Annotated in this window: 1 protein-coding gene; it reads left to right on the top strand. The window is 52.9% G+C overall.

The genetic code is table 11. The features are described from left to right. Positions 1 to 1,247: 1,247 nt before the first annotated feature. Positions 1,248 to 1,551 (top strand): hypothetical protein (locus ACH2EH_RS12965; protein ID WP_395142297.1); only part of this gene is annotated, 304 nt, incomplete at its 3' end.

Here is a 1,551-nt window from a genome sequence, read left to right on the forward strand (position 1 = left end):
TTTCCGCATCGGTAAGAACGAGCTGACCGCGGCGAATACTCATCGGAGTTTGTCAGCAAAAGGGAGCAAGGAAGGGCGTTTCGGAGGGCGAATGCAGCACTCGTAGCAAGAGAAGGAATGCCCGGCCGGCGAAGCCGTAGAAAAGACCCAGCTAGAGCATCCCCACCCCGAATTTGGAGCTTCCAGCGGTCCCGCCCCAAATCGATAAAGTGACGCCCACATACAAAACGATGGCTAAGTCGTAGAAGCCAGAGTTTCAGCCGTCACCGATAGCGCAATTTCTTTATCGGGGGGAGAGAAGTAGAGCGATCGCGCCCGCCGCGAGGTCAAAACCGTAGATAGAAGTCGTTTCCAGCATTGTGATGGCTTTCCTGAGTCGAAGGGTGCGATATCAGAAAGGCGGCCAGATTAATATTGCCAATCCGTTTAGTTAATGCCGCCAACCGAAGAAAAACCACGCCAGGGCACATTCGAGCCAGGCATCCCGCTTGACAAGCAGCAGCTGTATTGCGATTTATGCAGGAAGAGTTACCAGGTAAGGAGTAGAGACCGTCACAACCATTCGGCCGGCCACCAAAGACGAGTCGAAGCCGTGCTCGTCGCGTCGGCAAAATGACCGGTAGGGGTCTTCACAGAGTCAGAGGAGCCCCCAGTCTCGGTGTAGTCGTAGCAATGGTGCTCGTGGCAGTTGTACTCGGAGTAGCAATGGTGCTCGTGGCAGTAGTACTCGGAGTAGCAATGGTGTTCCTAGCAGTTTTAGGAGTAACGATAGTAGTAGAGCAATGAGTCTGGGCGTCAATCCTACGAACAAATTCCGCGCAGTCCTTAGCAGAGTACGGGCGAAGGCCGTAGAGCGCCGCCCCGAGAAGAAGCGTCGGTGCGGTGGTAATCTTCAACGGAGTAGGGTTTGCCGGCACAGTCCGAGCAAGCTTTCAGATGAAGGCGCGTCCACAGGGGCGCACTGCTCGCGGCGACATTTTTCCTGAAGCCACAAGGCATATGAACGCGTTTCCAGTCTTGAGGCATAGTGAAGATTCGGCGGTGGGTGTGCATATTGTGGAGGGATTCAATTTTGCGCGGCGGCAAGACGGTCGGTAGGGGCCCATCCACGTCTATCCATCACCAATACCGCCTATTTGGCATCCTACTTATTTTTCAATGAGAAACTTAAAGTACTGCTAGTAGAAGTATGCCCTTCCGACGCAGCGATGAGGGCGCCCACCACAGTGTATAATTAAACTGAACGAATGGCCAGTATCGAATGGCCAGTATCCAAAAAATCATCAATGCTCGCAGCTCTGGTAGTACAGCACAATGAGTATGTAACGAGAGCGTGTGGCATCCTCGCTGCCATACCAGTCGGCATCAAAGTATTGGCGGACCTCATACAAAGCTATCTAGTGATAGATGCCGGGATCATAAAGAGACTCGAGTTCTTCCAACTCAGTATGGAAGGGAAGAGCTGGCGGCGAACTTACTGGCGAGATCAGCCAAATCTTCTCGTGGGATGTCTAAGCATCCGTATATATACACACAACCCCATGGACGACG

Origin of the sequence: Armatimonas sp., assembly GCF_043760365.1 — a bacterium.
Classification (GTDB): domain Bacteria; phylum Armatimonadota; class Armatimonadia; order Armatimonadales; family Armatimonadaceae; genus Armatimonas.